This window comes from Legionella sp. km535, from assembly GCF_003990085.1.
Classification (GTDB): Bacteria; Pseudomonadota; Gammaproteobacteria; order Legionellales; family Legionellaceae; genus Legionella; species Legionella moravica.
In genome coordinates this window covers 50,182-76,765 of the sequence record NZ_RZGU01000006.1, presented here as the reverse complement: position 1 = coordinate 76,765, position 26,584 = coordinate 50,182, and the positions used below count along the sequence as shown (strand labels likewise).

Genomic DNA, 26,584 nt, shown 5'->3' with positions numbered 1-26,584 from the left:
CCCCGACCCAATTAATTATTGACTAGAATCGAATCAATAATACAGAAGCAATTTTATTGCTTGTCGTCTTTAACTTCTTCAAACTCAGCATCCACAACCCCTTCATCAGCAGGTTTTGAAGATTCCTGATGTTGTGTTGCGTCTGCAGATGAAGCCTGACCTTCTGTTGATTTTTTAGCATAAACACGCTCTGCCATTTTACCAGAAGCTTCAGTCAACACCTTCAGTTTCTCTTCGATATGAGCTTTATCGGCTCCCTGAATGGCTTCTTTTAATTCAGAAATTGCGGTTTCAATTCCTTTTTTCTCATCTTCACCCAATTCAGCACCTAAATCCTTCATGGATTTTTCACAACTGTGAATCATGGTGTCTGCCTGATTACGAAGCTCTGCCATTTCTTTAAATTTCTTATCTTCTTCAGCATGAGATTGTGCGTCTTTTACCATTGCTTCAACTTCTTCGTCACTCAAACCACTGGACGCTTTAATAACAATAGACTGCGCTTTACCAGTAGCTTTATCCTTGGCAGATACATTCAGAATACCGTTGGCATCGATATCAAAAGTCACTTCAATTTGCGGAACACCTCGTGGTGCAGGAGGAATATCACCCAAATCAAAACGGCCAAGAGATTTATTTGCTGACGCTTGCTCTCTCTCACCCTGAAGTACATGAACAGTCACTGCAGTCTGGTTATCATCGGCAGTTGAAAAGACCTGATTGGCTTTAGTCGGGATAGTAGTATTTTTATCAATAAGCTTGGTCATAATACCGCCCATTGTTTCAATACCTAAAGACAGAGGTGTTACGTCAAGTAATAAAATATCTTTCACTTCACCAGACAATACTGCTGCCTGGATTGCAGCACCAACTGCTACTGCTTCATCAGGATTCACGTCTCTTCTTGGTTCTTTGCCAAAAAACTCTTCAACAGTCTTTTGAACCAAAGGCATACGGGTTTGACCGCCAACCAAAATCACTTCATTAATTTGTGACACAGTAAGACCCGCATCCTTCAATGCTGTTTTGCAGGGAGCTACGGTTCTCTCAACCAGTTTTTCAACTAATGATTCGAGTTTAGCACGAGTCAATTTGATGTTTAAATGTTTTGGTCCAGATGCATCAGCAGTAATATATGGCAAATTAACGTCAGTTTGTTGAGCAGATGACAGTTCAATTTTGGCCTTTTCTGCTGCTTCTTTCAGACGTTGTAATGCTAAGGGATCGTTGTGTAAATCAATACCTGAATCCTTTTTGAATTCTGCTGCCAGGTAATCAATCAACGCCAGGTCAAAATCTTCACCACCCAGGAAGGTATCACCGTTAGTAGCCAATACTTCAAATTGATGTTCGCCGTCTACTTCTGCAATTTCAATAATAGAAATATCAAAAGTACCACCACCAAGGTCATATACCGCAATAATGGAATCACCACGTTTTTTATCCATACCATAGGCAAGAGCCGCGGCAGTTGGTTCGTTAATAATACGTTTTACTTCAAGACCAGCAATACGACCAGCATCTTTGGTAGCCTGTCTTTGAGAGTCATTGAAGTATGCAGGTACGGTGATTACCGCTTCCTTAACTTCTTCACCCAAATAATCTTCGGCTGTTTTTTTCATTTTACGTAATACTTCAGCAGAGATTTGTGGTGGAGCCTTGTCTTGATCTTTTACACGAACCCAGGCATCCCCATTGTCTGCTTTAACAATTTTATAGGGAACCATTTTGATGTCTTTTTGAACAACGGCATCATCAAATTTACGACCAATCAAACGCTTAATCGCAAATAAGGTTTTTTCCGGGTTAGTTACTGATTGGCGTTTTGCAGACTGACCAACCAATACTTCATTGTCATCGGTGAACGCAACAATAGAGGGTGTGGTTCGATGACCTTCACTGTTTTCAATAACTTTGGGTTTGTCACCTTCCATTACAGCAACACAAGAGTTGGTGGTACCCAAGTCTATTCCTATAATTTTAGCCATTCTTTCTTGCTCCAAATAAGTAGTTTCTAATGCGATAATTGTCATATGGGGCGTAACACGCCAATTTCAAGCTTTTTTATAAAAAATCTGTTTTTTTACAGCAAAAATCATCACGATTCATTGCCTCATTCAGCTGATAATTTTTTGGATACAATAACGCGAGCAGGTCGAATTACTCGTTCGTTCAACAGATACCCCTTCTGAACCACAGCGATAACTGAATTCGGAGGAGTTCCAGGAACATCCTGAATGGACATTGCTTCATGTTTTTGAGGATCAAAAGCTTCACCCACAGGATCGATTGGGGTTGTATCAAATTTTTGTAATACATCAGTAAAGAGCTTCATGGTTAATTCCAGTCCTTCATGCATAGCAGCATCTGTATTTTTATCTGCAAGCTGCAATGCCTGCTCAAGACTGTCCACAACAGGCAACAAAGCGGAAATCAATTTTTCCATACCGTATTTGTGTGCGTTTGCTACCTCGCGCTCCATACGGCGACGCACATTATCCAACTCGGCGAGCGCACGTACCGATTTTTCCCAGTTTTCATGAGCTTTTTGCTCCGCCAGAGTCAATTGCTCTTCTAACGCTAAATAACTTGGATGACTAAGTGCTGGCTCAGAATGAACCTCTTCTTCAGGAATTTCTTCAGCGAAATCCTCGTCATGGTTCGTGTGTTCTTCCTTAAATTTATTCCAATCTTTTTTATCATGTTTACTCATCAATATGCTCCTGACAAACCTGACCGTTACACATGGGGGCGATTCATTTGTTTTTCAAGTCCTTATTCAAGAATTAAATATAGACCAGATTTTTTACTTACTTGCAGTAAATGTTCATTTATTCCATACTTAGGTATCAAAAAAAACAGATGAGTGTATTATGCAAGAATGGTCGCCAGTGTCCTGGCAACGGTATTCGTATTTGCAAGCGGCAACTTACGTAGATCAGGAATTATTAAATAAAGTAGTTGAGCAGTTAAGTGTATTACCTCCACTGGTAACCAGTGGTGAAGTCAAGAACCTAAAAAGTGAAATTGCACGAGCCGGACGAGGAGAAGCATTTATACTTCAAGGCGGTGACTGTGCTGAATCCTTTAATGATTGCCGTTCTGAAGTCATTAGTAATAAATTGAAAATCATTTTGCAGATGAGTTTGATTTTATTGTACGGCTTGCGTAAGCCCATCATTCGAGTTGGACGAATTGCTGGTCAATATGCAAAACCCCGTTCATCTGACTTTGAAACCATTGATGGCATTACCTTACCCAGCTATAGAGGGGATATAGTCAACTCCCCTGAATTTAGCCAATCAGCCAGGGAGCCGAATTCCAAATTATTGTTGCAGGCCTACAGTTGTTCCGCCATGACCCTTAACTTCATTCGTGCCTTGCTCGATGGAGGTTTTGCTGATCTGCATCATCCTGACCGTTGGGATTTGGGATTTGTTGAACATTCAACACAAAAAGATGAATATCAGCACATTGTCGACTCAATCGCCGATGCTTTGGATTTTTTAAAATCAATTGATGGAATCCGTTCCAGTAATTTGAGCAAAGTGGATTTCTATACCTCTCATGAAGCCTTACATTTACATTATGAGCAAGCTTTAACACGTCAATTAAAAGATGGCCGTTGGTACAATCTGTCAACGCATCTCCCCTGGATTGGCATGCGAACAGCCCAGGTTGATAGCGCGCATCTCGAATTTTTGCGTGGCGTTGAAAATCCAATTGGTATTAAGGTAGGCCCAGGAGCAACCGCAGAATGGCTGGCTGAAGTACTTCAAATAGCCAATCCTCATCGTGAAGAAGGCCGAGTTCTGATCTTTACGCGCTTGGGAGCCAAACATATCGACCGATTATTACCTCCACTTATTGAAGCAGTACAAAAAACTCAAATACCTGTTACCTGGTCTTGTGATCCCATGCATGGTAATACAGAAACTACTGCCGACGGCACTAAAACGCGCCATTTTGACAACATCCTTTCAGAATTGGAACAAGCGTTGGAAATCCACAATTCCATGGGAAGTTATCTGGGCGGCGTCCACTTTGAACTGACTGGAGACAATGTAACGGAATGTATTGGAGGCGCTCGAGGTTTAGCAGCTGATGATCTTAAAAAAGCGTACCATAGCCTGGTTGATCCCAGATTAAATTACGAGCAATCGATAGAGATGGCCATTCAATTAAGCAGGCAATTTAGAAACGCGTAAGAGTAATCCAGTATCAGATTGCAGGTTGGGGGTTTATTTCTCAAAGCCTGTAGTCTGTTCGAAAACAATCACTTAGATTTAGACATTAAAGTGTTGGGCTATATACGACGGAATACGTTGATCCAGCCAATATACTGGCTCCCATATTTTATTTCCGGCAATAAAGCCAACATGGCCACCTTTTTTGCTCACCTCTAAAGTAATGACGTCAGATAATTCATGCTCTGCAGGGAGCACATCAGTTGTCATAAAAGGATCATCCTCTGCGTGTATCACAAGTGTCGGGATATCAATATAACGTAAATACTGTCTGGAGCTGGATTCCCGATAATAAGCATGGGCATTATTAAATCCATATAACGGCGCGGTGACTTTATCATCAAAAGTCCAGAAGCAAGTACAATCCGCAGCCCTTTTCAAAACTTCAGGGGGATTTTTTAAATAATTTACTTTGCGTGCAAAAACGGATTTAAACTGATTGAGTAGATGTGTTTGGTACACACGAGAAAATCCGGTATTCATTTTATCGGCGACTTTATTCAATTGAAAGGGAACGGATACCGCAACCGCTGTTTCAATTTTCGATTGAATCCGCTGCTCGCCCAGCCATTTAAGTAACACATTTCCCCCCAAAGACACACCTACAGCGGCTTTTTTTGTATTCGGTTCTCGAGTGGTTAACGTGTTCATCAAAAAATCCAAATCAGCAGTATCACCAGAATGGTACGCTCGCGGCAATCTATTGATTTCTTGACCTGCACCACGAAAATGCATTAATACTGCACGCCAGCCCTGCTGATTAAAAGCATTCATAAATCGAGCAACATAACTGGAATTCACACACCCACCCAATCCATGCAAAATGACAATCAAGGGAGAACTATCCGGTAGATTGGCCGTGCTCCAGGCCAAATTCAAAAAATCACCATCAGGTAAATCAAGTTTTTCCACTTTATCCACTGGTGCTGGCAAAGGATGTCTCAAGGAAGCATAAATAGTTTGAGCATGAGCATTTGAAAGCCACCACGCAGGTTTGAATTGACTTTCAATAATCATAATTACCTCGAGTGATATTGCGGGCTCAGATCATGTACGGACTCAATCATCACAGCAAGTTGCTCTGGACGCACATCGGGTGTAATTCCATGCCCAAGGTTAAACACATGTCCGGCTCCATGCCCAAAAGATTCCAGTACATCTCCCACTTGTTTGCGAATACACTGGTCCGTGCTTAACAAAACGGTTGGATCCAGATTCCCTTGTAACGCTACTTTCTCGCCTACTCGCTGACGTGCTGATCTTAAATCGCAAGTCCAATCAATCCCAAGCGCATCACAACCTGTATCGGCCATCAGTTCCAGCCATTGTCCGCCACCTTTGGTAAAAAGAATAATGGGAATTTCCGGACTATAAGCTTTAACTTCACGGACAATCTGCCGCATATACTGCAAAGAAAAATCCTGATAATTTTTCGGGGTTAAAATCCCACCCCAGGTATCGAAAATCATCACGGCATTTACCCCTGCCTTTATTTGCTCAATTAAATATTGACTCACCGAGTTAGCCAATTTATTCAATAAGATATGAGCGGCTCTCTCTTCAGTATAGACCAGTTTGAGAATGCGTTTAAAATCTCTGCTACTACCACCTTCAACCATATAACAGGCCAAAGTCCATGGACTGCCAGAAAAACCAATTAAAGGTAAATTCTCAGGCATTTCGCGACGGATCAAACGCGCAGCATCCATTACATAACTTAATGATTCAGCCATATCCGGAACGACCAAAGATTCAATTGATTCTGGATCCCGAACAGGATGAGTAAAACACGGCCCTTCACCCTCTGCAAAATACAACCCCAAACCCATTGCATCGGGTATAGTCAATATATCAGAAAACAGTATGGCAGCATCCAAGGGAAATCGACGCAAAGGTTGCAGGGTAACCTCACAAGCCAGCTCCGGATTTTTGCACAAACTTAAAAAATCACCTGCCTGTTCTCTTGTTTTTCTGTATTCAGGCAAATATCGTCCAGCCTGACGCATTATCCATACCGGAGTCCGTTCAACTGGTTGACGCCTTAAAGCTCGAAGAAACAGAGATTGGTTGATATCGTACATCATGAATTCTCAATTACGTTATAAAATTAACCTTATGGTAACACGATAGAGCGTTCAATGCAGTGGTATCTGTTCTTGAATACATTCATGGCGCTGGTGTAAAATCAAATCCAGTTTATTGTTTATCATCCTTGGACAAGCAGATGGATTACTTAAAAATATCAGCCCTAAACGTGGCTACCCAGATTGGTGTGCATGCTTGGGAACAACGGATTAAGCAACAATTACTCATCGACATCACCATCCCATCCGACTTTACTGGATGTAAAGACAATCTGGAGGATACTCTGGATTATGATGCTCTATGCCAATTAGTCACTCAATTCGTTGAATCCAATTCATTTCAACTCATTGAAACTGTAGCCAATAAAGTATCTGAATTAATTAAAAAAGAATTTAAACTGAAAGAAATAACAATATCAGTGAGTAAACCGCATGCCATAAAAAATGCGGGCACTATTCAGGTGACGGTGAATAGATAATGTCTATCCACCAGCAGGTGTAACCATTCCACGAAGTCGTTCGTTTTTGGCTAAAGTAATTTGCGCTTTTTGTGCTAAAACCCGATTTGCATAAGGACCAACTACGACGCGGAACCAATTTCCCTGAGCATTGGTTACAGGTACAACGCGAACATCGAACCCCTTGAGAATGAGCAAACCCTTCAAATGTTCAGCATCTTGCCTGGCTTTAAAGGCCGCCACTTGAACTAAAAAAGACCCCTTTCCACTTTGAGCAGCTGTTAATGGCTTTCCTTCAGCAACTTTTACAGAAGCAGTTTGAGCGGTTCCTGGTGTTTTGGGTTTTACTGAAGTATTAGCGGCAGCTGTTATCGCTGCAGTCCCATTAGAAACAGGGGTTGGCTTGGCCGGAGTTGAAGTAATAGTTGCAGGCGTCGGACGAGCCGCAGTTGAATTAGTAGTTGCTGCCGGATGGGATGCACCTTTTTCATTAGCCAATAAAGTATAAAACTCAAACTTGGGTTTTGGCGGTACCTGTGCTCGCTGAGGTTCAGATTTAGCAGCTACCTGGGGTTTCTCATGATTAGCAAGCACCTGAGTATTCATCCAGGTACTTATCGTTTGTGGATCCCAAAAGGTAGCAGTCAGATAGCCCAACAGGAAAGTAACTGCAATTACCAATAATTGATGAGGAGCGCTTCTTCTATGATGAGTGGAGCGCTTGGTTCCATAATCTCTTGCCATTACATACTCTCTGGAGCTGAAACGCCCAATAAATCCAGACCATTATTTAAAACCTGACGCACTGCTTCAAGTAAACACAGACGCGCGCAACGTAATTGCTCATCCTCGCATAAAAGCTGAACTGCGTTATAGTAACTGTGCAAACCGTTAGCCAGCTCTCTGAGATAGTATGCCAGTTGATGAGGTTCACATGTTGCCGCAGATGATTCAATAATCTCAGGATATCGGCATACCAAGGTAATTAAAGCAGTTTCATGAGACTTATCTAAGAGGTTGATGTGCTTCAGCCCCAAAGATCGATCCCAGTTCATCCCCCGTTCGTTTAATTGTTTCAATACGCTGCAAATTCGTGCATGAGCGTATTGAATATAATAAACCGGATTGTCTGTTGACTCAGATTTTGCTAAATCCAAATCAAAATCCATGTGCTGTTCGGGTTTACGAGCTACATAGAAAAAGCGAGCCGCATCATTACCGACTTCTTCCCGCAGTTCTCTTAAAGTGACAAAAGATCCACTACGTGTAGACATCTGCACTCTATCACCACTTCGATACAATATAGCAAATTGCACTAACAGTACCGTTAATGCATTCTCATCATGACCCAAAGCTTTAACCGCAGATCGGATCCGGGTTATATAACCGTGATGATCAGCACCAAAAATATCAATCACGCGATCATAACCTCGGTCGTATTTATTCCAGTGGTAGGCAACGTCAGAAGCAAAATAAGTGGTTTGTCCATTGGCTCGAACGAGCACTCTATCCTTTTCATCACCAAAATCTGTGGCTTTAAACCAAAGCGCCCCTTCTTTTTCAAAAGTGTGCCCGCCATCTTTCAGCGCCTGAATTCCTTTTTCAATTGAACCGTCTTCAAATAAAGATTGCTCTGAAAACCAACTTTTATATTCAACACCAAATCCCGATAAATCATCTTTGATATCATCCAGGACGGTATTCAAGGCGTAGGAGTGAAACAATGCAAAACCCGTTGTTCCTAATAATGTTTGTGCTCGCTCAATAACAGCATCAATAAACAGTTCTTTATCCCCACCCTGAGGTTCATCAGCAGGAAGATCGGCGATAACATCTTGCCAGGGACGCACATAAACGGTGCTGTGCTCTGTGTGTACTTTTTTTGCTATCTCATAAACATATTCACCTTTATAAGCATTTGCAGGAAATACGACGGGCTCACCAGATAATTCCAGATAGCGCAACCAGACACTGGCCGCCAATATATTCATTTGCCGCCCGGCATCATTGACGTAATATTCTAAAGTGACATCATAACCGGCAGCGCTTAGTACATTCCCCAGAGTAGCGCCAAAGGCCGCTCCTCGTCCATGACCTACATGCAAGGGTCCTGTTGGGTTGGCAGATACAAACTCAATCAAAACTTTTTGATTTTTACCTAAATTACTGCGTCCAAACTCCTTACCAAGCTTCAGTATTTCACCGACAATCATAGATCGGGCACTGCTGTGCATAAAAAAGTTTATAAACCCGGCACCAGCAATTTCAATTTTTTCTACAGAAGGATCCTCAGGCATAGATTGTACTAAAAGCTCTGCTATTTTCCTGGGTGCCTGACGACATGGCTTTGCCAGGATTAATGCCAGATTACTGGCATAATCACCATGAACAGGGTCTTTTGCATTATCCACTTTGATCTCAATATCAAGATCAGAGGGAATTGCACCTGATTGTTGTAATGCAGTCAAAGAGTGTTTTAAAAGATGCTCCACTGTATGTTTCATACGACTCATATTTCCGTCAAAAATACTGTTATTATGCTCTTTTTCATGCCAGATGGAAAGGTTATCCATAAAGTTAAATTAATCAATCGCCTCATAAGACTTATTAATATGGCCATCCTGAGATAATAAAATAGCGATTGGCCTGGTCGAATCAAAATGAGCGAATACTATCATCATCATGACGGTTATAGGCACTGATAAAAACATCCCCAAAATACCCCAGATGGCTCCCCACAAACCTAAAGCAAACAAGATGATCAAAGGGCTTAAATTCAGTGATTTTCCCAACAATCTGGGTTCGAGAAAATTTCCTACAATAAACTGGATCGTCACGATCCCTGAGGTAACTTCTACAAACGGCCACCAACTTTCAAATTGAATCAAAGCCAAAGCCGCAGGAAATGCAGTAGCCACAATTGCGCCTATATTGGGAATGTAGTTTAAAAAGAAAATTAATAAAGCCCAAAATTCAGCAAAATCCAAATGCACCCATTTCATAATGAGCCAACTGGCAGTTGCCGTAATAAAACTTAATAAAGTTTTAATACCAAGGTACGTTTGTGTGTCTTTTGTAATATGAGAAACAATATTTTTAACGAGTTTTCTGTGCTCTTTTTGAGGGAAAAATGCATCCATTTTTTGACTGAAATAATGTTGTTCTACAAAAAGAAAAACAACATACAAGGAAATTAAAACAGCCGAACTGGTTAATGTTGTAAATACACTATAAATATTAAGAACCATAGACTGAATGCTTAAATTCTTGATAATGCTATCAAAATCAGCAAATGCTTTAATGTGGAATCGCTTTTCCAGATTATTAAAAATCGCAATTAAATTGTCCTGATAGCGAGGTGCTGCCTCGATCACATCATTCACGTTATTGCTGATGATGTTAAGTAATATTTTCACCATAACTGCAACAACAATAAGGGACAAAATCATACTGATCCAGTTTGGAAATCGAAATCCTACAAAAGGTATCCTCTGCATCCCGCTGTTTATAGTATTCAATAAATGCCAGATAAATATTGAAATCACTATAGGTATCAATAACCCACGACCTGCGATTAATAAATAGCCACATATCCAGACTAAAATTAGTGCTGCCGTAAAATGTATGATGCGGCTCATCTGTTGAACTCCCATTCTTGATTGATGCTCACAAGACGTATCTAAAACGCCCTCATTAAAAATTCCTTCTACCCGGACCACGAAATGTTCATAAGTTCTGGCTCAGTCGCAAAGCATGTATTTTCCTGTTATCATTCATTTTTTTACAGAATTATAATACCGTGCTGTTCAACTCTTGTGAATCCTTAGCTGGCGTAGGCCCAACCCTTGCGGCAAAACTCGCCAAATGCGGCATTTTTACAGTGCACGATCTGCTGTTTCACTTACCCTATCGCTACCAGGACAGAACCAGAATAACACCAATTCAGGATTTACGCTCCAATGACTGGTGCGTCATTTCAGGATATGTTTGCAAGACAGAGATCAAATACGGCAAGAGAATGATGCTGAATTGCTTCGTAGAAGATAAAACAGGAGTAGTAAAACTAAGATTTTTTCATTTTAACAAACAACAAGTCGCTGCTTTGAATAACAGCGGAAAAATTCATGCCTTCGGTGAAGTTCGCGAATTCAATAATCATTTGGAAATGATCCATCCAGAATATCAACTTCTTGATCAAGATGCCGAGTTTCGGGTGAATGAAACATTAACGCCAATTTACCCGACCACGCAGGGCTTAACCCAAACCCGATTACGGCAATTGGTACAGATTGCCCTGGCATGTTGCGAAGAGGAGCTTCATGAGCTGGAATGGATGAGCGAACATCAACTACAGGAACATCATTTCCCCAATCTGGGTTTTGCCATCAAATTATTACATAATCCCCCCCCAGAAACTTCATTACACGCTTTGGAAATTGGAGAACATCCTGCGCTAAAACGATTAGTATTCGATGAGTTACTGGCGCAACGATTAAGCATGCAATTCGCGAGGTTATCCCGTAGTCAGCTACGTGCTCCATGCATACCAGTCAATAACGAATTAACATCTCATTTTTTAAGCGCCCTTCCCTTTGGCCTGACCCAGGCACAACAACGGGTTTCTGAAGAAATAGCTCTGGATTTAAGTCAAACCAAACCCATGCTGCGCCTCGTTCAGGGAGATGTAGGATCAGGTAAAACCGTGATCGCGGCCCTGGCTGCGCTTCAGGCAATAGCCCAAGGGTTTCAAGTAGCTCTGATGGCCCCTACAGATCTCTTAAGTGAGCAACATTTTAATACCTTGCGCAGCTGGCTAGAGCCCTTAAATTGTTCCGTATTGCGTCTAAGCGGTAAAATGAAGGCTGCCGAGCGAAGAAAAGCATTAACTGCTCTTGGAGATAACTCATGCCAACTAATTATTGGAACACATGCCTTATTCCAGGAGGACGTCGAATTTTCACAATTGGGTCTTGTGATCATTGATGAGCAACATCGATTCGGAGTAGAGCAACGTTTGCTATTGCAGCAAAAAGGACAAAAGGATCAATTAATTCCACATCAACTGCTTATGACGGCGACCCCTATTCCCAGAACCTTATCCATGACCCATTTTGCCCATTTGGATATCTCGATCATTGATGAACTTCCCCCCGGAAGAACTCCAGTGAGTACAGCTGTACTAAATCAAGAAAAAAGAGAGGCAATTATTGAACGATTGCGGGCTGGAATAACCAGCGGCCGGCAAGCATATTGGGTGTGCACATTAATTGAAGAATCAGAAAAATTACAATGCATGGCTGCAACAGAAACAGCCCAAAAATTACAAGAACAATTAACATCTGTACGGGTAGGATTAGTTCATGGGCAAATGAAATCATTGGAAAAAGAAGCGACTATGGCTGCATTTAAATCAGGAGAAATTGATCTGCTGGTCGCAACTACGGTTATTGAAGTTGGAGTAGACGTTCCTAATGCCAGTCTAATGATTATAGAAAATGCAGAAAGGTTGGGATTATCACAATTACATCAATTACGAGGTCGCGTGGGTCGAGGTAATGCTCAATCGCATTGCCTTCTTCTCTATCAAAGCCCTTTATCGCAAAACGGTTCAGAGCGTCTAAAAGTCATGCGTTCCACTCATGATGGGTTTATCATTTCGGAAAAAGACCTGGAGCTCAGAGGTGCGGGGGAATTATTAGGAACGAAGCAAACCGGTTACAGGCAATTTAAATTAGCTAATTTACAACGAGATAAATCACTAATTGCACTTTTGCCACCCATAGCGAAACAATTACTGGCTGAAAGACCTGAAATCGCCCGAGTCATTACTCAGCGGTGGTTAGGTCAATTTGAACAATTTTTACAAGGATAAAAAATAGTTTCAATAATATGAATGTCAAGACTGTTTTTTAATTATTTCTTTGCTAAGATACACAAGTTTATTTTATACATATCCACCAATTTCCTGTGGATAAAAAATCCTCCCTCTATTTTCACTCCAGCCAAAATAACGCTTAGGTGTTTCATATTATCCTTTTTGGATAAGGACTTTTGTATTTTTTTGAACGGTAATTACGCAACTCATTTATCCACAAAATCTGTGGATAACCCTGTGAGTAGTACTTAGAATACCTTGTAAAATCAGTTCATTTTTCACATGCGTCAGAACTTACCAATGTGCTCTGGGGAGAAGGTTTATGGTGAGGGGGTTCAATACTTGTGTGCAAAAGTTCGCTCATTCAGGTGAACGCCTGGAGATATGATCAAAAGAAACCAATTTCTCCGCACACAAGTGAGCGAACTCAGCGATGACAGATGAACAATACGAGCGCCCAGAAACACATAGCGCGGTCTAACAGTCAAAATTGTCCTCCCCACCTGATATCATGATATGATGCGCTTTTATAAAGAATCCAATGTCATTTTAATTTTGACCTGAGAAGGATTAATAATGATACAAAACGATCGGTATTGGCAGGCCAAAAAAGTAACCTTGATTGGAGCATTAGTAAACGCACTACTCGGGTTCATTAAATTAATTGGCGGTATCGTCTACCATTCTCATGCTTTGGTAGCTGATGGTGTGCATTCTTTTTCGGATTTAATCACTGATGTCATGGTGCTGTTTGCTTCAAAATATGGAAGCCTTGATGCTGACGACACACATCCCTACGGTCATCAACGCATTGAAACTGCCGCCACTCTGCTATTAGCACAATTACTCATACTCGCAGGATTTGGAATTGCATGGGATGCCCTGGATGAGTTAATTAACTCGACACATACCATGCCCAATTGGCTGTCTTTACCTATAATATGCTGCTCCATCATAGCCAACGAACTGCTTTTTCATTATACAAAACTCGTTGGGAAGCGCATCAACTCACCATTAATTACTGCAAATGCCTGGCATCATCGTTCTGATGCTGCATCATCAATAGTTGTATTGATCGGTCTTATTGGGAGCTTGGCTGGATTTGTTTATCTGGATGCAGTAGCTGCAATTATCGTAGGTTTGATGATTGTTAAAATGGGATGGGATTATGGTTGGAATAGCATAAAAGAACTGGTTGATACGGCTGTAGACCCTGAATTGTTATCCCAAATTGAACAGGTCATTCAAAGTATTGACGGCGTACAAAAAATACATCAATTACGTAGCCGTTTCATGGGTAATGATGTTTTGATTGACGTCCATATACTGGTCTCACCTAAAATATCCGTTTCAGAAGGTCATTATATAGCGCAACACGTACATCGGGCTTTAGTCGAGCAAATTGCCAGCGTTCAGGACGTCATTGTTCATGTCGATCCGGAAGACGATGAAGTGTGTAGTCCTTCATTACATTTGCCCTGCCGGTCAGTCATTCAAGAACAGTTATTAAATGAAGTGCATATTGATTTTCCACAAATCCTGTTTTGGAATTTGCATTATTTAGATGGAAAAATCAGTATTGATATTGCATGTACGGAAGACTTTACTCAATGGCAGGAATTGCATGATCGAATTGTTCTTGCATTAAAACTGCAAGCAGATATTGAAGAGGTACGATTATTAAGTTTGCATGAAATAATGCATCACAGCAAATAGGATCTGGTAAATTAATCAGCAATTGGGATATCATACTCCTTTTGTAACATCCCTGACTGTACCCTCTTTTTCGGTATAGGATGGCATACAGAGATATAACTCATAATAAAGTAGGAATACTTCATGTTTTCGGCTACGGGTTTAAAAATTATTTTCGCCATATCCATTTTTATTGTCATACTTATTGCAGGCTGGTACCCATTTAGAAAGCGAATTAAAGACGATAAACATATCGATTTCCCTATCGGTGAAACTTTGGCTACAGGGGTGTTTTTGGGAGCTGCTTTGCTTCATATGCTACCCGAGTCAAACTCTTTATTTAAAAGCATGGGCTATGACTATCCATTTGCCTTTATTATTACAGGCGCTGTATTCCTGATTTTTTTATGGTTTGAACATTTAGGAAAGGAACTGTATCACCATCACAGCTCCGAACACCCTGCTTTTGCTATTTTGGCCTGGGCCATGCTTTCAGTACACTCTGTTATGTTAGGGGCTGCGCTAGGACTAGCTCATTATAACTCCATGATAATCATGCTCTTTTTAGCTATAATCACGCATAAATGGGCAGAGAGTTTTGCCATTGCAGTTCAATTAAACAAAAGTTCCATGACTACCAATAAAAGCATGATCTTTTTTATTTTGTTCAGCTTCATGACGCCGTTAGGAATCTATCTTGGCTGGTTTTTCGGTCATGGAATTGAAACCCGCTCTCTCTTCGATCCTATATTAATAGCCGCCTCGGCGGGAACCTTCCTCTACTTGGGAACTTTGCATGGATTGGAGCGTTGCGTCATGGTAGAGCGTTGCTGTAATCTTACTGATTTCAGCTTCGTTATTATAGGCTTTCTCCTGATGGCATCGGTAGCTATTTATGTCTAGATTTTTGCAACAAGAACCTTTGATTCTGGCATCAGGATCTTCTATCAGGCAAAAATTACTCCACTCCCTTGGACTGGAATTTTTAGTTATACCTTCCAATTGTGATGAAGAAGCAATTAAGAATATCCATCAATCCAGCAACCTGACTGATTTAGGATTTGCCCTGGCAACCGCTAAAGCGCTTGAAGTGAGTAAAAAATACCCGGATCATTACGTTATTGCAGCAGATCAATTGTGCGTTGTAAATAAAAGGATTTTAGATAAACCACTGAATCATCAGACAGCAATTGAGCATCTGCGTTTGTTAAGCGGAAAAAAACACCAACAAATTTCCTGTCTTTGTATCGCAAAAGACAATCACGTATTATGGCAACATCATGAAATAGCTTATCTAACGCTCCACTGCCTAAGCGAAAGGAACATCGAAGCTTACTTACAAAATGAACAACCTTACCATAGCTGTGGTGCTTACCAATATGAAAGCCAAGGTAAATGGTTATTTAAGGACGTACAAGGAAATGAAGACACGATTCTTGGTTTACCTTTGGTTCCTCTGGCGAATGCCTTAATTGACCTCGGAGCTGTTTCGATTTAATTATTTTAATCACAATCAGGAATGAATATGCAAATAGCCAAAATCCAAGCACGTGAACTTTTAGACTCCCGTGGAAATCCTACGGTTGAAGCAGATGTGATTTTAAGCAATGGAATGATAGGAAGAGCAAGCGTTCCATCCGGAGCTTCTACTGGAACTCGAGAAGCCTGTGAGTTGAGAGATAATGATTTAAAACGTTATAACGGGAAAGGAGTACTTAAAGCCGTTTCGCATGTTAATACTGAAATAAATCAGGTGCTAAAGGGAGCCAGTGTTGATGATCAGGAACAACTGGACCGTGTTCTGTGTGATCTGGATGGGACAGAAAATAAATCTCGTCTGGGTGCAAACGCGATCCTTGCCGTATCCTTGGCAAGCGCCAGAGCTAATGCAATCTATCAAAATAAAGCCCTATATACCCTTTTGAATCATGGCGAAACAATGTCCATGCCAGTGCCAATGATGAATATATTAAATGGCGGAGCACACGCGGATAACAATGTAGATATTCAAGAGTTTATGATTATGCCTGTAGGTGCGCCTGATTTTCCAACAGCGATTCGTATGGGTGCCGAAATTTTTCATATTCTTAAAGCCGTGCTTAAAAAACAGGGGTTAAATACATCGGTAGGAGATGAGGGTGGTTTTGCTCCGGATATAAAATCCAATCGACAAGCATTGGATATGCTTAGTGAGGCTGTTGAAAAAGCAGGTTACCGTCTGGGTGAGGATATTGTATTTTCTTTAGATGTCGCTGCATCAGAATTATATGATGAAGGCAATTATCATATGGCTTCAGAACGTCTGAATTTTAATTCAATTCAATTGATTGATTATTATGCTGATCTGGTGGCAAGTTACCCGATAGTCAGCATAGAAGACGGTCTGGATGAAAAAGATTGGGCTGGATGGAAGCATTTAACTGAACGTCTTGGTTCAAAAATACAGCTGGTTGGAGATGATCTCTTTGTAACGAATCCCAAAATTCTACAAGAAGGAATTGCTCAGCAGATCGCTAATTCCATTTTGATTAAAGTCAATCAAATCGGTACCTTAAGTGAAACACGACAAGCCATTAAATTAGCACAGCAAAACGGCTATACTTGTGTTATGTCACATCGTTCTGGTGAAACTGAGGATACCTTTATAGCGGATCTTGCTGTAGCTACGGGATGTGGACAAATTAAAACCGGCTCCTTATGCCGTACTGACCGAACAGCCAAATACAATCAATTACTGCGTATTAATGAAACGGCTGATCTTCCTTATGCTGGAAAATCGATATTATTACGATAACATTGAGATTTTTTAACATGTGGTCATGCAATACCCTCAAGAGATCGTTCATCTCACTCTTTCTCTTGATAAGAGCATTGGCTTAACCCAGTGGATCCCGCGGTCAAAGCCGCGGGAATTCGCATGACCATGCTTCGAATTTCCGCGGCTTTGACCGCGGAATCCATACCTCAAAACTGGACTGCAAATTGAAGAGGTTAAAAAGGTTCAGAGCTGTTTGCTCGCAAACAGGATCATAATTTCTCTAGCTTCTAAATCGAAGCTTATAGTTTGTTCATAAAATCCTGTTTGCGAGCAAACAGGCTAATTAACTGAGACATAATTGATCCATCCTTTAGAGCTGGACTGCAAATTGAAGAGGTGCTAACGATTCAGCATATCACTCGGAATGAAGGTTTTTATTCGTCATCCTGAACACTGATCTTGAAACTCTATCCAAGCTTTATGTTGATCATTTATTGAAAATAAGCAAAACTAATCTAGCACTATCATTATGAGAATGAAAAACCCACCTCTAGCTAATTTAACGTCATGAACTATTTCATTTATCAATTATAAACAAATTAAATACATAATTACTTCTACCAGATATTGCCCCATCTGGTCATAAGGGAATACAATATTAATAGATACATTAATAGGCAAATACCATGCGCCCTATATTCATCATCCTGATAATTGCTTTGGTTGTTTTACAACATAAGCTTTGGCTGGGTGATGGAAATGTTATTCAATGGATTAATCTCGAAAAAAAACTGGAAGATCATCAGCGTGAAAATAAAAAACTGGCTGCTCGCAACAGAGCGCTGGAAGCGGACATTAAAGAATTAAAACGCGGTGATCAAGCTCTTGAAGAACAAGCTCGATCCGAGTTAGGGATGATTAAAGAGTATGAGGTTTATTATCAGTTTGTTGATTAGAGTCTGTTGACAATTAAACGGCAATAAATTCCTGAAATCCAGAGGGTTGTTTGTCCCAGAGACTTAAAACAAATCCCCCGTCGCCTGAGCCCGTTGGCTTCACCGCGATTGCACCATCATCAAACAAAGTATTCATATGCTGTTGCAAACTTTCACTTACCAGACCCCATTGAAAAAAGCAGTTCGCCGCTTTATTCATTGCCTTGGCCAAAAGCGTAATTGAATCGTCACCACCGGATTCAAGAGCAATTCGGGATTGTTGAACAGCATCAACCATTTCCCGATCAATTTTTTGAGCTAATACAGGATTTGTATTCCAAAGGTTTTGAACCTGCTGAATGCAATGAGAGGTAATTCCAATTTGACCGCACGAAGACAAATACCACTGTGGCTTCATTTTTTGTTTTAAGGGGCTGCATTCCCCTCCTTTAAAATGAACTCCTTCTTCAGCAGAAACCCCTGCAATATCAAGTCCACTGCTTTTTCCATGAAAGAGATGTTCCAACTCTTTGGCAAATAGATTAATTTGGCTTTCTTCAACCAAATTTTGTGCGCAAAACCATCGGCTCATTGCAACACAAAGAGAAGCCGAAGCCCCCATTCCGACACCAACCGGAATATTGCTTACCAATTCAAAGTGGCCGCCAATTTGATTCAAAGATCGGCCTAATAACTTCATTCCTTGTTCCAGGACGCTCCAAAACAATAAATGCATGTCCTGACCACTGGTTCCTGTGTAATCAGCACTCAATGAAGGAGATTGAGCACTGTAGTACAGTTTTAACTGCCGTTCCTTAATAGGAAAAACCAAAGCCTCGTGCCCTCTAACTACCGCATGCTCTCCAGCGAGAATCCATTTACCATAGGTCGTTGTTTCAAAATCATAAAACATCGTAGTTACCCAACAAATATTGTGATTTAAATTGACGTGCTTGGTCTTCTTGCTCAGGACGATACAGTAAATGAATGTTAGGACCTGCATCCATTGTTACAATTGGCCCATCCCCTTCTTTTTTCCAGTTGGCCTCAAGGATTTTTAAAATTTCCAAACAATGCGGAGACATATAGAAAAATGGTTGTTCACATGAACTAAATAAGTTATGCATGTCCTGAAATTCACGCCAACAAATGGTGTAAATACGCTGCCAATCTTTATCCATAAATGCATCAAGTAATAAGCTCAAATTTTCTTCAGCTCTGTGATTTCTTTCAGCATAAAAAGGGCTGGATTTCACTCGTTGATGTGCCTCGCTGGAAGATACCTTTTTTTCCTCACTACTGACCACGATAACCTGATGAATCAGATTTTTATAAGGCAGATCAATGGCTTTAACCTCATTCTCTTTCCAAAGTGCCCATGGGGAATAAAAAGAACGGCATGAAGAACCCGATCCTAACCGACTGAGTTGAGCTTGCTCATCAATAGAGGGCAAAGGTTTATTGGTTAATTCGCTGAGTGCATTGGCAGCGCACTTGGTTAATGCTGCAAAACTGGATGCTGAACTGGCCAATCCGCTGCTGTGTGGAAAGTTGTTACTGGATTGGATTAAAAAACCTCCCGTATAACCGAAATAATCTTTTATCCTGCCCAGATGCTCTGTATATCTTTTCTGACTGGCTGCGGATAATTTAAACTCTGGTGCACCAGGTATATTGAGCGGTTCCCACATGTCTTTTTTGGTTGGGATTTGTTCCAGTTTAACTGTCGTTAATAGATGATTTAAGGTATAGGACAATGAAGAATTATCAGGCAGGTTTGAATTTCCATCCTTTTTACCCATGTATTTAATCAAAGCAATATTAGAAGGTGCCTGAGCAAGCCAATGCATAGAAGTTCTCCTTGTGGTCAATGACCGGGTGCATCATTCCATAAAATCTTATGTAATTGTAGCTGAAAACGAACGGGGAGATTATCTTCCACGATCCAGTTAGCGAGATCGGTAGGGTTCAGTTGATTCCAGCTGGGCGAAAACAGCAATTGAACACGTTCTGCCAAACGATGCTCTTTTATCAAATCACAGGCCCATTCATAATCTTTACGGCTGCATAAAACAAATTTGATTTGATCGGTAGATTTTAAATAATCCAGATTAGCAAACAGATTTTTATCCGCTTCCAGCGAATCAGGAGTTTTTAAATCCATCACGATCATGACACGAGAGTCGACTTCTGAAATATCGCGAGCACCACTTGTTTCTATTGAAACCTGATACTCCCTCTCACATAAGCGTTCTAATAGTGAGAGACAACCCGGTTGAGCCAGTGGTTCACCACCAGTAACACACACTCGGTTGCAATTATAGGAGGAGATAGTTTCCAGAATATCATCAATTTCTTGAACCGCTCCACCGTTAAAAGCATAGGCAGTATCACAATATTGGCATCGTAATGGGCAGCCTGTTAAGCGGACAAACACCGTGGGTAAACCCACAGTAACTGACTCTCCTTGTAATGAATGGAATATTTCCGTTATTCTCAATTGATTATTAAGGCGTTTCATAGAGATTATAGTGCGTCCAATTTGGATTGAGCTAATTGAGCAGTTGGAGTACCAGGATAAGTTTTTACCACTTGTTGAAATCTTCGTTTTGCTTCCTGAGTATCCCCTTTTGCAGCGAATGCATATCCCGATTTTAACAAACTTGCTGCTGATTTGCTGGATGATGGGAAACGTTGCAGTACGGTTTCGAAATGTTCTATTGCTTTAGGGTACTCTCTTTTTACCAGATACAATTCGCCCAACCAGTATTCTGCGTTTGCCGTATAACCACCGTTCGGATATTTTTGGGCAAAGGTTTGCATGGCGCCTATGGCGTCATCATAACGCTTGTTTTTTACTAATTCGTATGCAGCTAAATAACTGATTTGTTCATCAGCCGGGTTAGCTCTTGAGACAGCGACTACAGGTTTGGTTGTTACTGGAATCGTTACTGGTTTATTTTGAGCGCTGTTTGAGGCGTTCGTTTGTACGGCAGCGGTACTAGAGCCTGCACTGAGATCAGTTACTGGTTTATTCTGAACCGATTTACCCGCGGCATTACCTAACCGAGCATCCAAATCTTTATAGAATGCAATCTGTTGTTGTTGCAATAATTTTAAATCATGTGCCTGAACTTCCAGTTGACCACGTAACTCCTGAACTTCCTGCTGAAGGCTCAATATCTTTTCTATTAATTTGGCATTGTTGTTTATATTGTTAGTATCACTGGATTGATCGTCTTTAACCAATGCCGGACCGTCATCAGAGGATGAATCATCCATTGAATATCTCTGGTTCCGAGGTCCATCCAGTTCAGCGTTTTCAATTTGGGGGTCATCGTACTTTGGATTGACAACAGAAGACTCATCAGCCATCTGTTGTCCATCAATAATTGCAAAATTGTCACTATCATCTACCACAGGTGCCTCTGACCAAGAAGTCAGAGGGAGCATTACTGTAAAACAAGCAGCGATAATGGTTTTTTTGCAGTGAATCATCTTGTTGCCTCGTAGGTAAAATCAACACGTCGATTTTGTGCGTGTGATCCTTCATCATGGCCGTAATTTGCAGGTCGCTCCTTACCGTAGCTCACTACACGTACTTGTTGTCTGCTGACTCCAGCCATAAATAAAATGTCAGCAACTGTATTTGCGCGATGCTCACCTAAAGCAACGTTGTATTCACGACTACCGCGTTCATCAGTATGACCAGCAAGTAAAACACGAGCGCCTGAATGGGTTTTCAAATATTCAGCCTGCGCATTAACAGAAGGCAAATATTTTGATGCTAAAGTACTGTCATCGTAAGAGAACAGATACAACTGATTATGAGGAGCCTGAGTAGTATAGGATTCACCTGGTTCCTGTCCAGCGAAATGGGTCATTTGACCTAAGCCCTGAGCAGAAGCATCACCATCACTCAATGCTGCACCATCGGCACTGCCTGGTGTCTTGGAACAAGAAGCAACTAACAGCACACTCGCTATAAGCAGTCCCAGTTTATATAATGATCCGGCTTTCATCCTCAATCTCCTTTAGTTCTTTTTATTATTAAAAATCACACATAATGTTCATGGAGGGCCATTGTACAATTCTTTTTATTTTTTGGCTATTACTGAGTCAGTTTTTATATGCGAAATAACAAAATCGACTGCTTGTGCTGTGAACTGTAAAGAGGCTTTGTTTGCGGCTACCACACCTGCATAGGGAGTATCTGCCAAACAGGGAATATGTTGACTAATAATTCGTGAGCCTATTACTTTATTGTCTGAAGTTCGGGTCAAGACGACTTTTACATCGAACTCAAGCACGCTGGTTTTTTTCAAAAAATTCTGATCCAGGGTTAATAGTTGAGTATCCAGACGATAATCCGCTTCTTCGCTATAAGGACTTGAAGTTACTGCATAAAAATAACCTGTTCTTTGCAGGCTTTGAACCAACAAAGGAAATAACATGTCTGCTGGAGGTGACGTCCAGGCATTTTTTACAAACGCCTCTAATTGGTATGGTTTTTTAACATACATCATTTGTTCGGTCTGAAATCCGGCAACGGCGTCTGGAGCAGTCACTAAAATGGAAACATGGCGCGGTTTCGCAACCCATTGTTTGGCACTGAACGAGCTCAACTGGTACTCGCTGGTCACAGGCGTTTTAACTGGAGAGCAACTGATTAGTCCAAAACTCAAAATAAAAATACTGAGAATTCTCATGGCTATTCTCCAGGGCCAGGTTCAGGTGGTTTGGTTCCACGGATCACTACCGATGGATTTTGGCGCATTTCATTGCTAACCTTTTCAAGATTTGCCGATATAGCATTCAATCTACGTAACAACAGAACCGCAGGCGGAAGTGTCTGTTGCGATATTTTATCCACTGTAACTTTACTCGCATTCATAGTTTTAGATACGCTCTTGCCGGCAACACTGATGTCTTCTGCCATTGCATTAAACTTTTTAACACCAACCGTTAACTCATTGAGTATTTTTGGAAAATCTTTGCTGACTTTAGCCATATTGGCCAAAAATACATCCGCACTCTTAAGGCTGCTGTCAATATTTTTGCTGTTAGATGCCATCACTTTAGAAAATTTGTCGATATTCGACAGAGTATTTCGAACATAGGCCGCATTTTCCTCGTTAAAAATACGTTGTGCCTGATCGCTGACCTTGCTCACGTTTTCAGAGACTTCTTTTAATATAGTGTCCAATTGATTGAATAATGATGGTTTTGCAGGAATAACTGGATAAGGTTCGCCCGGCATTTTTTGGAGAGGGGTCAAATCAGAAGAACCTGCAGATAACCCAATAAAGGTTACTCCGGTTATCCCTTGTGAAATTAAAGTAGCGGAAGTGCTGGTCGTTATGGGGATCCCTTTTTCGATACTCAAGGTTAATTCAACTTGTCGAGGATCATCTATGTTCAATTTAATTTTTTTAACAAATCCAACCTGTACCCCGTTATATTTTACAGGTGATTCCTCACTTAGTCCTGAAACCGATTCACGAAGATAGACTGTATAAAAAGAATATACTTTCTGATTAAAGCCAACAGACAACCACAATGCTGTGGACAAAAGTGCCGCCATCAAAATAAGTACGGTGAGACCGACTATGGTGTAATTGGTTTTTGATTCCAAGTAACCTGTCCTCTATGTTGATACTGTATCCAGTATGTATCTTAAAATTTGCTGAAATAATCAGCAATCAACGGGTTTTTATTCTTCATTAATTCGTTAATCGGTTCCACACTGAGAATTTTCCCATCACCAACAAATGCGACTCTGTCAGTAGTTCGTTTTAACGATTCTATATCATGACTGATCATGACAATAGTCAGATTCAAAGAATCCCTTAAAAAAACCACCAGGTCATCAAATAACCTGGCGCCTCGTGGATCCAAACCGGTGGTTGGTTCATCCAAAAACAATAACTCAGGATCCATGGCAATCGCTCGTGCTGCAGCGGCTCTCCTTTGCATTCCACCGCTCAATTCCGAGGGCAATTTACCTGCAGCTTCATTAGGCAATCCAACCAAGGATATTTTCAACCGCGCCAGTTGTTCAATAAAGTCCCGATCCAGATTGGTAAACTCCTTCATTGGAAACATCACATTTTCCAAAACCGTCATGGCTGAAAATAAAGCACTGTGCTGGAACAGCATGCCCCATCGCCGACGAAGCAGAAATGCCTTTTCCGGATCAAGATTCAAAACATCCTCTCCGAATACTTTAATACTACCAGCAGTAGGTTTCAATAACATCAACAAACTTCGTAATATAGTTGTCTTGCCGCTTCCGGAACCACCAATTATCGCCAGTATTTCACCTTGCTCCACTGTCAGGTTCACATCAGTATGCACCCATTGACCACCAAGATAATTTTTCAATCCTTTGATTTCGATAACCGGTTCACTCATCTAGAGTCCCATCCAGCTGTATATCACCGAAAACGCAGCATCTGCGATAATAATCAGGAATAATGCCTGAACCACGCTCTTGGTAGTCTGACTGCCAATACTATCCGCTGTTGCCTTAACCTTAAACCCTTGAAAGCAACCGACTAAAGCAATCAACAAAGCAAAAACAGGTGCTTTATACAAGCCGAGCATTAACTGAGAAAGCCCAACATCATTCTTTAAACGCACAAGAAAGTCGTCAAACCCAATCCCCAACATATGTTTGGACATAATCATTGCCCCAAAGATGCTAAAGATATCTGACCAAAATATTAATAATGGGAACACGATAAGCAAGCCAATAACCTTGGGAACCACAAGCAATTCAGTTGGGGACAGCCCCATAGTCAACAAGGCATCAACTTCTTCATTAATTTTCATGCTGCCTATCTGGGCAGTAAATGCCGAACTGGTTCTTCCGGCAACAATAATCGCGGTAATTAATGAAGCAAACTCCCGAAAAATAGCCATTCCCGATAAGTAGGCAATAAATATATTTGCCCCATAAGTAGCTAACTGCAAACCCATTTGATACGCCAGAACCACACCAATCAGAAATGAAAGTAAAGCCACGATGGGCAATGCTTTAAGACCCGCTGAATCGATATTCGATACAATACTGGGTAATTGAAACCGCCGCCAATTCCCCAAGGCTTGAAAAATTTTGGTGCTCAAATCACCGATTAAAATAATCAAACCATCGACCTGAAATAATTTATTTTCAGCTTCTTTACCTATTTGATACAGCATACCCTCTTGGGGTTGAGGCGGGATCTGATAAGTCAGGCTGTCTCGTTTTGATTCGACCAATTGCAGAAGTTGATTTTGGGTATCAGAGAAATTGGTCAATTCAATCTGATTATCCCTTTCTTTAAGTTCATCAACACATTTCATCAAGGCCAAGGCCCCTGCACTATCAAAATGGCATATGGATTCGCCGTTTATAACCACTTTTTGTGATTTTGGCAGCTCGCTTGTTTGGAATTTTTTTGTCAAACCATCAAGTGCCAAAACAGACCATGCACCCGAGCACTGAAATTTGGCTTCATCCTTATCAAATACAATTTGAGCGCTTATTTGTTCCATAGACTATGATTAAAATTAAATAGTGCTAACATCATACATAAAACCCTGAATCCGCAAAACTAATAAATCATGGTACCATAATATTATTCATTCTTCAGATTAATTAATATGCTTATAAACGACCAACAAAAGCTGATTGATCAAGCAGAACAGAATTTAAATGAATCCAACCAACTTTTGGAAGAGTTTATGCGCGGATGGGATCAAACCAATCCACACTCCTTGAATGATCCTGAAGTTATACGCACCATGCAACTGGTATTACAATACAGGCTGGATACACAAAATGCCTTATATCAACTATCCGGTTTGCAACAGTATCTCTTGCAATTACTCGGGATTGAACCTCAACATTCTGATTTGATAAACAGAGAGCGTTTAGCTTTTGCTTTGGGAAGCGATGATTTGCACTATGTTTTAGCCATGCTAAACCAGCTTGTTGACTCATTACTCCGAATGATTGCCCACAGTCAACTCAACCAGGTTCTTGATAAGAAAAAAGCATTAGAGCGCACAAAAAATATAAAATTGATTGATATCATGCTCAAAGTAATCGAGAAGCAAAAATCTTTTGTAATGAACATGAATGAGTTAAAACTGGCTCTTGAAGATATTGGAGGCGCTCCGCAACCGGGTGTCATTTATGATCACATTGCTGCCCTACAAGGTCCTGTATCACGCTTTTATCAAGCCCTGCAAAATGGATTGGTCTTAATCCAAAGCCTCGACGCAAGACCACAGAATACATTGAATGCAGCGTTTCAACTCAATGATACTGTGCAATCAGCAGATCAAAATCTTAAAATTTTTAACTACAATCCCGCGCAACAACGATTATTCAAACCGGCCGCAGAACATAGTCAAACAGAACAACTTGAATTACGTGCATCGGCAAAAAGATTAGGTCATTTCTTTAATCATTAACAGAACATGTTTGCATTACCTAATCAAAATGAATCTGAAGATGAACACTACAAAAACAAACTGCTCTGG

At 40.8% G+C, this 26,584-nt stretch carries 25 protein-coding genes; 9 read left to right on the top strand and 16 right to left on the bottom strand.

The window, feature by feature from the left end:
* Positions 1–53: 53 nt before the first annotated feature.
* The gene (dnaK, locus tag ELY21_RS05115; protein ID WP_127107480.1) at positions 54–1,988 is read right to left on the bottom strand and encodes a molecular chaperone DnaK; all 1,935 of its coding nucleotides are present in this window, start codon (positions 1,986–1,988) and stop codon (positions 54–56) included.
* A 125-nt stretch (positions 1,989–2,113) separates the two neighbouring features.
* Positions 2,114–2,713: a nucleotide exchange factor GrpE gene (gene grpE / locus ELY21_RS05110; protein WP_199741640.1), complete on the bottom strand. Its 600-nt coding sequence runs from the start codon at positions 2,711–2,713 to the stop codon at positions 2,114–2,116.
* Positions 2,714–2,873: 160 nt separating this feature from the next.
* Here grpE and ELY21_RS05105 point away from each other — a divergent pair, with 160 nt between their 5' ends.
* Positions 2,874–4,208 carry a 3-deoxy-7-phosphoheptulonate synthase class II gene (locus tag ELY21_RS05105; protein WP_028385272.1) on the top strand — a complete coding sequence of 445 codons (1,335 nt, stop codon included), beginning with the start codon at positions 2,874–2,876 and terminating at the stop codon, positions 4,206–4,208.
* Positions 4,209–4,286: 78 nt separating this feature from the next.
* Here ELY21_RS05105 and ELY21_RS05100 read toward each other — a convergent pair whose 3' ends face one another.
* Positions 4,287–5,264: a hydrolase gene (locus ELY21_RS05100; RefSeq protein WP_127107476.1), complete on the bottom strand. Its 978-nt coding sequence runs from the start codon at positions 5,262–5,264 to the stop codon at positions 4,287–4,289.
* A gap of 2 nt (positions 5,265–5,266) precedes the next feature.
* On the bottom strand, positions 5,267–6,328 hold the full coding sequence (gene hemE / locus ELY21_RS05095) for a uroporphyrinogen decarboxylase (RefSeq protein WP_199741643.1): 1,062 nt from the start codon (positions 6,326–6,328) through the stop codon (positions 5,267–5,269).
* 143 nt (positions 6,329–6,471) lie between these two features.
* On the opposite strand from hemE, the gene folB reads away from it, so the two are divergent.
* Positions 6,472–6,810: a dihydroneopterin aldolase gene (gene folB / locus ELY21_RS05090; protein ID WP_127107472.1), complete on the top strand. Its 339-nt coding sequence runs from the start codon at positions 6,472–6,474 to the stop codon at positions 6,808–6,810.
* Positions 6,811–6,813: 3 nt separating this feature from the next.
* Here the strand turns inward: folB and ELY21_RS05085 are convergent, their stop codons facing one another.
* The 3 genes from ELY21_RS05085 to ELY21_RS05075 form a co-directional block, all read right to left on the bottom strand.
* Positions 6,814–7,533: an SPOR domain-containing protein gene (locus ELY21_RS05085; protein ID WP_127107470.1), complete on the bottom strand. Its 720-nt coding sequence runs from the start codon at positions 7,531–7,533 to the stop codon at positions 6,814–6,816.
* On the bottom strand, positions 7,533–9,293 hold the full coding sequence (gene argS / locus ELY21_RS05080) for an arginine--tRNA ligase (protein WP_199741639.1): 1,761 nt from the start codon (positions 9,291–9,293) through the stop codon (positions 7,533–7,535). The genes ELY21_RS05085 and argS overlap by 1 nt, the downstream gene beginning before the upstream one ends.
* A 78-nt stretch (positions 9,294–9,371) precedes the next feature.
* Positions 9,372–10,427, bottom strand: coding sequence for an AI-2E family transporter (locus ELY21_RS05075; protein WP_028385266.1), 1,056 nt, complete (start codon positions 10,425–10,427; stop codon positions 9,372–9,374).
* A gap of 161 nt (positions 10,428–10,588) precedes the next feature.
* Here ELY21_RS05075 and recG point away from each other — a divergent pair, with 161 nt between their 5' ends.
* From recG to ftsB, 6 genes are all read left to right on the top strand, one after another.
* Positions 10,589–12,661, top strand: a complete 2,073-nt coding sequence (gene recG, locus ELY21_RS05070; protein ID WP_127107468.1) for an ATP-dependent DNA helicase RecG — start codon at positions 10,589–10,591, stop codon at positions 12,659–12,661.
* A gap of 579 nt (positions 12,662–13,240) precedes the next feature.
* Complete coding sequence (locus ELY21_RS05065; protein WP_127107466.1) at positions 13,241–14,380, top strand: cation diffusion facilitator family transporter; 1,140 nt, start codon at positions 13,241–13,243, stop codon at positions 14,378–14,380.
* Positions 14,381–14,503: 123 nt separating this feature from the next.
* Positions 14,504–15,262 (top strand): ZIP family metal transporter, encoded by a 759-nt coding sequence (locus ELY21_RS05060; protein WP_127107464.1) that lies wholly within the window; start codon positions 14,504–14,506, stop codon positions 15,260–15,262.
* Entirely contained in the window at positions 15,255–15,857 is a 603-nt protein-coding gene (locus tag ELY21_RS05055; protein WP_127107462.1) for a nucleoside triphosphate pyrophosphatase, read from the top strand. Before ELY21_RS05060 ends, ELY21_RS05055 begins: the two co-directional genes overlap by 8 nt.
* Positions 15,858–15,878: 21 nt before the next feature.
* Positions 15,879–17,153, top strand: coding sequence for a phosphopyruvate hydratase (gene eno / locus ELY21_RS05050; protein ID WP_233588667.1), 1,275 nt, complete (start codon positions 15,879–15,881; stop codon positions 17,151–17,153).
* A 650-nt stretch (positions 17,154–17,803) separates the two neighbouring features.
* Positions 17,804–18,073, top strand: a complete 270-nt coding sequence (gene ftsB / locus ELY21_RS05045; protein ID WP_028385260.1) for a cell division protein FtsB — start codon at positions 17,804–17,806, stop codon at positions 18,071–18,073.
* Positions 18,074–18,086: 13 nt separating this feature from the next.
* On the opposite strand, the gene ELY21_RS05040 is transcribed toward ftsB, so the two are convergent.
* The 9 genes from ELY21_RS05040 to ELY21_RS05000 all read right to left on the bottom strand — a co-directional run bounded on the left by ELY21_RS05040 (position 18,087) and on the right by ELY21_RS05000 (position 25,591).
* Positions 18,087–18,965, bottom strand: a complete 879-nt coding sequence (locus ELY21_RS05040) for a mevalonate kinase (protein WP_127107458.1) — start codon at positions 18,963–18,965, stop codon at positions 18,087–18,089.
* Positions 18,955–19,902 (bottom strand): diphosphomevalonate decarboxylase, encoded by a 948-nt coding sequence (locus ELY21_RS05035; protein WP_127107456.1) that lies wholly within the window; start codon positions 19,900–19,902, stop codon positions 18,955–18,957. Before ELY21_RS05035 ends, ELY21_RS05040 begins: the two co-directional genes overlap by 11 nt.
* A gap of 17 nt (positions 19,903–19,919) precedes the next feature.
* Entirely contained in the window at positions 19,920–20,573 is a 654-nt protein-coding gene (gene queE / locus ELY21_RS05030) for a 7-carboxy-7-deazaguanine synthase QueE (protein ID WP_127107454.1), read from the bottom strand.
* 5 nt (positions 20,574–20,578) lie between these two features.
* Positions 20,579–21,550 (bottom strand): tol-pal system protein YbgF, encoded by a 972-nt coding sequence (gene ybgF / locus ELY21_RS05025; protein ID WP_127107452.1) that lies wholly within the window; start codon positions 21,548–21,550, stop codon positions 20,579–20,581.
* Complete coding sequence (gene pal / locus ELY21_RS05020) at positions 21,547–22,074, bottom strand: peptidoglycan-associated lipoprotein Pal (RefSeq protein WP_127107450.1); 528 nt, start codon at positions 22,072–22,074, stop codon at positions 21,547–21,549. The genes ybgF and pal overlap by 4 nt, the downstream gene beginning before the upstream one ends.
* A 75-nt stretch (positions 22,075–22,149) precedes the next feature.
* A complete protein-coding gene (locus tag ELY21_RS05015; RefSeq protein WP_127107448.1) occupies positions 22,150–22,761 on the bottom strand; it encodes an ABC-type transport auxiliary lipoprotein family protein in 612 nt (203 codons plus the stop codon).
* 2 nt (positions 22,762–22,763) lie between these two features.
* On the bottom strand, positions 22,764–23,687 hold the full coding sequence (locus ELY21_RS05010) for an MlaD family protein (RefSeq protein ID WP_127107446.1): 924 nt from the start codon (positions 23,685–23,687) through the stop codon (positions 22,764–22,766).
* A gap of 41 nt (positions 23,688–23,728) precedes the next feature.
* Positions 23,729–24,466 carry an ABC transporter ATP-binding protein gene (locus ELY21_RS05005; RefSeq protein ID WP_127107444.1) on the bottom strand — a complete coding sequence of 246 codons (738 nt, stop codon included), beginning with the start codon at positions 24,464–24,466 and terminating at the stop codon, positions 23,729–23,731.
* On the bottom strand, positions 24,467–25,591 hold the full coding sequence (locus ELY21_RS05000) for an ABC transporter permease (RefSeq protein ID WP_127107442.1): 1,125 nt from the start codon (positions 25,589–25,591) through the stop codon (positions 24,467–24,469). It abuts the gene before it with no gap.
* 108 nt (positions 25,592–25,699) lie between these two features.
* Between ELY21_RS05000 and ELY21_RS04995 the strand changes: the two genes are divergently transcribed.
* Entirely contained in the window at positions 25,700–26,515 is an 816-nt protein-coding gene (locus ELY21_RS04995) for a hypothetical protein (protein WP_127107440.1), read from the top strand.
* Positions 26,516–26,584: the final 69 nt, after the last annotated feature.